Genomic DNA, 7,317 nt, shown 5'->3' with positions numbered 1-7,317 from the left:
CGGCCCGCCGGATCGCCAGTACCTCGGCGTGGGCCGTGGGGTCGCCGGTGGCCTCGCGCTCGTTGTGCCCCGCCGGGCGGCCTCGCCGACGCCTGGCGCCGCGGGGACCAGCAGGTCATCCTCGACCTGTCCAAGGTCACCCTCGAGCGTGCGGGCCTGCGGCCCTGACGGTCAGGCGGGGCTGAGCGGATGTGCCGCCGTGGTGGAGCGCGGCGGCCAGGAGTGCGGAGAGAGGATGCCGAGAACGTAGGCGCGGGCCACCAGTGCCGGGCGGGTCGCGACTCCCAGGAGGTGCCGCAGGCGGCTCAGGTGGTAGTCGACGGTCTGCCGCGAGAGGTGCAGGGTTCCGGCGATGTCCGCATTGCTGTGCCCGGCGGCCAGCAGGGCAAGTATCCGCACCTGGGCGGCCGTCAGCGGTGGGTGCGCCTCGTAGCTCAGGCCGAGCCGGGTGATGACCGCCCAGACACCGGGCAGGTGCTCCGCGGCGTGGTGTACGGCGCTCAGGTGGATCCACGCTCGGCGCCGGCGGTCACCGTCGACGAGCACGACGCTGGTGCGCGCGCTTCTGCGTCGGCCCGCGATGAGGTCGTCCCAGATCCGGTGCAGCGCCGTCCGTTCGGGCGTCCGGGCCAGCAGCGTGTCGGCCGGCGATCCGACCAGGTCGCCCAGGCGGAGGTGCAGCAGCTCGGCGGCGACGGTGCCCGCGTCCCTGACCACGCCGTCCGCCGACAGGCGCAGGCAGGCCAGGCCACTGTGGTCCCGCAGCGCGCACAGGTCCGCCTCGGCCTGACGCCGCTGGTCCAGCGCACGGGTGTAGTCGGTGATGTCGACGTAGATGCCCGCCACGCAGCGCAGCGTGCCCCAGCGGACGGGGAAGCGGTAACCGGCCGCGTGCCCGTGAGAACCGTCCGAACGCCGGTAGACGAGCGTGTGCCGCACGGAGTGCCCGCCGGTGAGGACCTCTTCGTCGAGGGCGCGGAACCGCACCGCGTCATCGGGTCCGTCGATCTCGGCGAGATGCCGTCCGATCACGGTGTCGCGCGTGGTTCCGTACAGGTGGGCGTAGGCGTGGTTCGCCCACACATAGCGGCCGTCGGCGTCGCGGACGAACACCGCGGCCGGGCTCAGGTCGGTGAAGGACGCGTACGGCCCCGTCCCGGCCTCCGGGCCGCCCACCTCGACCGCGACTCCTCTGCTGCGGTCGGAGGGCGCGCCGCCGCCACGGGCCGGCCAGTTGACGTCGAACGTACGGCCCTCGAACCGCGCCTGGTAGGGGCCGTCGCCGGGTAACCGGGACGGGCCGCCGTGATCGGCGCACAGGGCCCGCAGGAAGCGACGGGCGGTGCGTTCGTCGGCGAAGGCGCCGCCTCCGCTGTCGACCAGTTCCGAGCCGTCGTCGGCTTCCCACCAGGACACCGGGAGGGGCGCCAGCAGCGTCTTGAAATCGGCCTCGTCCACGACTCGACTCCTTCAACGTTCCACGACATCACTTTGAGTAACACCTCATGCGTGTCCCGTAGGCACGTGCGGCATGCCAGGCGGTCCGGGACCCTTCCGGGGGCCGTGCGGGCACTCCCGGGCCACGCACTAACTCATCACGGGTCCTTCACATGACGTCAATCGCCGCCATCAGTCAGGCATTTGCCAGAGACGTCGACGGTTCGCACTCCCGGAAACGGGCAGCCGGGCTGCTTCGCTTGAAGCGAGACCGCAAAACGGTGGACGGACCGGCCGGCGCACCCGGCGCCACCGCTCCGCGCGTCGCGCGAACCGCCGCGCGCCGGAAAGAACTCGCCCGTGTGACAGAGGAGTTGGGATTTCGTGACGAAGGTGCTGTACGTGCATGCCAAGGGCGGTCCCCCGGTGGGCTACGCCCTGCCTCGGGTGGCCGCGAGGTCAGCCGTGCACCTGCTGGCACTCAGCGACCTGCCCGTCGGCATGGCGGCGGACCCGGCGGGGCTGTGCGCCTCGGTCGTCGCACGCGAGGACGCCGACGAACACGATCTGGTCGAACTCATCGCGTCCCGTGCCCGCGAGGTCGGCGCGGACGCCGTCATCACCTTCTCGGAGTACGCGGTGGTCGCGGTCGCCGAGGCCTCCCGGCTGCTCGGGCTGCGGGGCGCCGGGCCGGCCGCGGCCCTCGCCCGCGACAAGCGCCTGATGCGCGCGGCCTGGGAACACCGGGGCATACCCCAGCCCCGCTTCCGTGCCGTCGCGACGGCACAGGAACTGCACGCCGCGGCAGCCGAGTTGTCCTGTCCACTGCTTCTGAAGGCGGCCTGGAGCGCCGGCTCGACCGCACACCAGATCATCGAGGAGCCCGCGGACGTGCGGGACGCCTGGGAACGGTCGCGCGCGGTGATGACCGAATCGGCGCGGCTCGGGTACGCGGAACTCCATGTCGACGGCGCCGGCGAGGACTTCATCGTCGAGGAGATCGTCACCGGCTGTGCCGGGGCGTGGTTCGACGGACCGGGCTGGGGTGACTACGTCAGCGTCGAGGGCGTGGTCGTGGACGGTGTCTTCCGGCCGGTCTGTCTCAGCGGCCGGATGCCGACGGTGGCGCCGTTCACCGAACGGGCCGGCATCACCCCGGCCGCGGTCGGTACGGAGGCCCAGGCCCGGATCGTCGAGCTGGCCCGGCGGGCCGTGGAGGCGCTCGGGCTGGAGAACTGCGGCACCCACACGGAGATCAAGCTGGGGTCGGACGGCCGCATGTGGGTGATCGAGACGGCGGCGCGGTTCGGCGGCGCGATGACGGTGCCCCAGATCGAGGAGGTCTTCGGGCTCGACCTGGTCGCCCTGTTCACCGACCAGCTGCTCGGCAGGCCGTCCGGCTGGCCGTCACGGGCGCTGACGCCCGCGGACGCCGAGGGCGCGGCCGGGTCCCTCGTCGTCCTCGCCGTGGACGGCGCGGGCGCCCCGTGGCCACGCCGTCGTCTGTGGGACTCCGCGTCGGTGATCCGCTCCGCTCCGGTCGGCGCGGGCAGCACCCTGTCCGTCGTCCGCGAGAGTTCACTGCCGGACGGCACACCCGTGCCGGTCTACGATCCGGCCGCGGGCGCCAACACCATGGCGGGACTGTGCCTGCTGTCCGCCGACCGGCCGCAGAGCGTCGTCCGCGACTTCACCGCCCTGGTGGACGCACTGCCGCACATCCTGCCCACGGACGTCACCGAGGGGGTGCGGGCATGACCCTCGCCCTGGACGAGGCCGGCGCACCCGGCGCCGCGGGCGACCGCACCGTCGTCGGCGCCAACCTGTCGCTGCCCCTGTTCCGGACGCTGTCCGGAGTGCTTGCCGGACACCCGTACCTGAAGGTCGTGGTGGACCGCGCCGACAGCACCTGGCACCTGCTCGACACGCAGGTGCACCCCTTCCACGTCAACTACATCGCCACCCGCGTCCTCGGCATGACCCTGGACGAACTCGACGAGCGCCTGGACGCGTTCAACGCATCCGTGTACATGGCCCCCGAACGCCGATTCCTCCTCGGAGTGCTCTCCCTCCACACCGAAGAGGACGCGGACGGCACCGAGCGTCCCTTCCTGGTACTGGAGACCACCGAGGCGGACACCATGCAGGGCTCCCTGCTGGAGGAGTTCTACCTCTATGTGCGCGAGCGGGTGGACGGACGTCTGCCACTGCTGCTCAAGCCCGCCAACCACGGCCAGGAGCACGAACTGGCCTCGGTCGGCGAGGCGGACGTACCGCGCATCCTCAGCCACGAGCTGTTCGGCAACCGGCCCCGCACCTGCCTCAATCCCGGAGAGGCCGAGGGCCGGCTGCGCCACTTCCGCACCATGGCCGAGTACGAGGCAGCCGCCGCGGATCTCGGCTGGTCGGACATCGTCGCGATGCCCCGCCTCCCCGACGACGTGCCCAGGGTCGCCGGATTCGTCAACACCGCGCCCACCACTCCGCTTTCGCACACCAACGTGCTGGCCTCGGGCTGGGGCATCCCGAACGCGATCGTCCGCGACCTCGACGCCCTCGTGCGGCGCGACGGCCTGGACGGTGCCTGGGTGCGCTACCGGGTCCGTGAGGACTCCGTCACCCTGGAGCCGCTGCCCGGACCGCCGGCCCTGACGAGGCCCGCCTGGCACCAGCAGCGCATCCGCATCGGGGCCCCGCTGCTGCAGCAGGCCCCGGTCCTGCCTCTTGACCGGCTGCGGCGCACCGACCGCGACAGTTACGGAACCAAGGCGGCCAACCTCGGGGAACTGCACCACGTCCTGGACAGCCGCACCGCCGACCTGACGGTGTTCTACGCGAGCCCGCGTCCGCCGCGTCCCCATCTCCTCGGCCACCTCGGCACTCGCCTCGGCGAAGAGGGAGCCTCGCCGGAGCGACTGCGCGCCGCCGCGTCCGCATACGTGGCCGGTACCGTCCGTGCCCCCGAGGGCGTGGCGCTGCCGTTCCACCTCCACCACCTGTTCCTGACCTCCTCCCCCGCGCTCCAACAGGGCATCGGCAAGCTGAAGATGGCCCTGGAGCTGGAGGCGTTCGACGTCGTGGACCCGCTGTGCCTGACCCTCCAGCACCTCGTGCGCGGCACGCCGGTGCCGGACGAGGTGACACGGGCGATCACGGGAGCGGTGCCGGACCTGCTGTCCGACGGCCGCCGCATGGTGGTGCGCTCCTCCTCCAACGCCGAGGACCTGCCCGGCTTCTCCGCGGCGGGGATCTACGACTCGGTGACCACCGTGCGCGGGACGGAACAGCTCATGGACGCCGTGCGGCAGGTGTGGGCGTCACTGCTCTCGCCGCGCAGCGTGCGTCTGCGGCACCAGGCCGGCATCTCCCTGGACGACACCTACATGGGAGTGATCGTCCAGGAGTACGTGCCCGCTCACCTGGGCGGTGTGCTGGTGACCTGCAACCCGACCCGCCGGGAGGACTTCCGCAACGTCTACCTCAACTGCACGCCCGGTTCGCCCGAGCGGGTGGTGGACGGCACCGTCCTGCCGCAGCAGTACCTGTACAACACCGTCGAGGGCGGCGGGCGTACGGTCGACATCGGCTCCGCGGGCAAGGACCTCCCCTCGGACACCCGCTCGGCCCTCGCCCGGCTCGCCTTCACCGGACGCCTGTTGCAGTCCCATTTCAGCGCGGACGACGCCGACGACGCGCTGGACATCGAGTGGCTGATGACGGACCAAGGGGCGTTCCACGTGGTCCAGATCCGCCCCTACGCCCGGTGAGGCGCCGCATGCCCGCTCTGTGGCACCGGCGTGCGCGGCCGGTCTCCTCCCCGGTCGCCCGGCGCATCATCCGCCTCAACAACGGGTTCCAGCTGCTGTTCAACCTGCTGTGGTGGATGCCTGTCTTCTATGCCTACCAGCGCGACGCCGGTCTGTCCGACAGCCAGATCTTCGGCATCCAGAGCATCTACTACATGGCGTTCTGCCTGTTCGAGATACCGACGGGTGTCGTCGCCGACCGCATCGGCGCCCTCAACTGCCTGCGCGCGGGCGCGGTCGTCATGACGGCGGCGAACATGGCGCCGGTGCTGGCCCCCTCGTACACCGGCTTCCTCGTGCACTTCCTCGCCATAGCGGCAGGGCGCTCCCTGACATCGGGCGCGGCGAGCGCCTACCTCTACGACGGTCTGCGCGCCGAGGGCGCCGATGCCCACTACCTGAGGGCCGAGGGCACCGCGCGGTCCCTCGGCCTGGCCGCCAAGGTGGTCTGCTGGCCGCTCGTCGGCCCCCTGATGGCACTGGCTCCGCAGACCCCGTACGTGCTCAGCGCGGCGAGCGCGGCCGGGTCCCTGGGGTGTGCGCTCGCGCTGCCGCGCCTCGCCCAGCAGGGTGGGGACACCCGGCCGGGCACGCCCGGGCGGCGTAGCGGAACCCTCCTTCGTGACACCGGTACCGCTCTGCGTGCCCTGCGCGCATCGCCCTGGCTGCCACTGCTCATGCTGCAGGGCGTGGCGGTGTTCACGCTGTCGCGCATCTGCCAGGTCAACCTCTTCCAGCCGATCCTCCTGGAACACGGGATCGGGGAGAACACGCACGGCACGGTGCTCGCTGCCATGACGGTGGCCGAAGCGGTGGCCTCGGCCCGTCCCCAGTGGCTGAGCCGCCGGGTGTCGCCGGCCCTGTGGGTGTCCCTGCTGAGCGTGGCGCTCGCCGCGGCACTCGCGGGCACGGTCCTCGGCGGTCCCTGGTTCGTGGTGGCGCTGCTGTGCGCGTTCGCCGCGATCACCGGGTTCGTCTATCCCGTGCAGCGCAAGCTTGTGAACGACGCCATCCCGGCGGACGCGCCGCGGGCCACGCTGCTGTCGGTGGAGAGCATCGTCGACCGCGGCGTGTGCGCGCTGGCCGCGGTCGCCGCCGGAGCGTACCTGGCGGCCGGACGCCTCGACGCTCTGCTGTGGCAGAGCGCCGCGGTGACCTGCGTGCTGATACCGGTCCTGCATCTCGCGCTGCACCGGCCGGGTCCGGCAGTCCGGCCTGGACGGCGTGCGGCACACGTACGCCCTCATGAGGCGGGCCTCAGTCCTGCCCCCGGCCGTGACCGGGAGGCCCGGGGCGCGGCCGGGGAAGGACTGAGGAGACCGGACGAGGCCCGACCGGGGACGGCGGACCAGCCGGTGTCCCTGCCGGTCGACGAAGGCCTCGCGCCACATCCGTGAACGGCGGGCCGGACGAGCGGGATCAGCGGCCGAGCGCGCGCAGTACGGCGCCTGCCATGGCGCGTTCACCCGTGGCGTTCGGATGGAGCGGCAGTGTGGGCGAGGTCGGCAGCAGCCCTTCTGTCCAGGGAGACGAGGAGCAGCTGTCGTGGCCGCGGGTCGGGGTGAGGGTGTCCACATACGTGGCATTGCCCGCGTGGGCGGTGGCGGCGACGGTGTCGTTGAGTTCGCCGAGGACGGCGCGCAGAAACGCGATGTCCCCCATGGTGACCGGCATCCTGCCGAGACACTGCTCGGGGTCGTCGGGGAGCACCGCCGGATAGCCGACGACCAGCACCCTGGCTTGTGGGGCACGCGCATGGATCAGCTGGAGGGCACTGCCGAGCTGTGCCGCGGCGGAGTCCAGCCGAGTGCTGAGGGTGTTCCTGTAGTGGTCGCGGCAGGGCGTACCGAGGGGACTGGTCACGGAGAGGGCGGAGCAGGTGGCGGCGACGTCGCCGAATCCGAAGTCCGAGGTGCCGAGGTTGTCGCCCGCGATGGTGAGCGTGACCAGGCTGGTGTCGGATGTGACGGCGTCGAGCTGGGGGGTGTTGACGACGACGCCGGCGTCGCGCGACCGCGCTGGGCACGGCCCTGGGCGGCGCGCTGCTCGCCCTCGCCGTCACCGTCGGGCGCAG

At 72.1% G+C, this 7,317-nt stretch carries 5 protein-coding genes and 1 pseudogene; 3 read left to right on the top strand and 3 right to left on the bottom strand.

The annotated features are described in order from the left end of the window. Positions 1-73 (bottom strand): annotated as a pseudogene (locus tag AB0H32_RS45190) (nucleoside deaminase); the annotation flags it as partial. A gap of 98 nt (positions 74-171) precedes the next feature. Continuing rightward, positions 172-1,458, bottom strand: a complete 1,287-nt coding sequence (locus AB0H32_RS45185) for a PAS domain-containing protein (RefSeq protein WP_361134536.1) — start codon at positions 1,456-1,458, stop codon at positions 172-174. 363 nt (positions 1,459-1,821) lie between these two features. Between AB0H32_RS45185 and AB0H32_RS45180 the strand changes: the two genes are divergently transcribed. From AB0H32_RS45180 to AB0H32_RS45170, 3 genes are read left to right on the top strand one after another with little or no spacing between them, the layout of a single operon-like run. After that, positions 1,822-3,195 (top strand): ATP-grasp domain-containing protein, encoded by a 1,374-nt coding sequence (locus tag AB0H32_RS45180; RefSeq protein ID WP_361134533.1) that lies wholly within the window; start codon positions 1,822-1,824, stop codon positions 3,193-3,195. After that, positions 3,192-5,204: a PEP/pyruvate-binding domain-containing protein gene (locus tag AB0H32_RS45175; protein ID WP_361134530.1), complete on the top strand. Its 2,013-nt coding sequence runs from the start codon at positions 3,192-3,194 to the stop codon at positions 5,202-5,204. The genes AB0H32_RS45180 and AB0H32_RS45175 overlap by 4 nt, the downstream gene beginning before the upstream one ends. An 8-nt stretch (positions 5,205-5,212) precedes the next feature. Next, positions 5,213-6,640, top strand: coding sequence for an MFS transporter (locus AB0H32_RS45170; RefSeq protein ID WP_361134527.1), 1,428 nt, complete (start codon positions 5,213-5,215; stop codon positions 6,638-6,640). Positions 6,641-6,662: 22 nt separating this feature from the next. On the opposite strand, the gene AB0H32_RS45165 is transcribed toward AB0H32_RS45170, so the two are convergent. Beyond that, positions 6,663-7,178 (bottom strand): GDSL-type esterase/lipase family protein, encoded by a 516-nt coding sequence (locus AB0H32_RS45165; protein WP_361134539.1) that lies wholly within the window; start codon positions 7,176-7,178, stop codon positions 6,663-6,665. Positions 7,179-7,317: the final 139 nt, after the last annotated feature.

The organism is Streptomyces sp. NPDC020362, from assembly GCF_040642095.1.
In the GTDB taxonomy this organism is placed as follows: domain Bacteria; phylum Actinomycetota; class Actinomycetes; order Streptomycetales; family Streptomycetaceae; genus Streptomyces.
The sequence above is the reverse complement of the archived record's forward strand: the minus strand, read 5'-3'. Positions and strand labels throughout refer to the sequence as shown.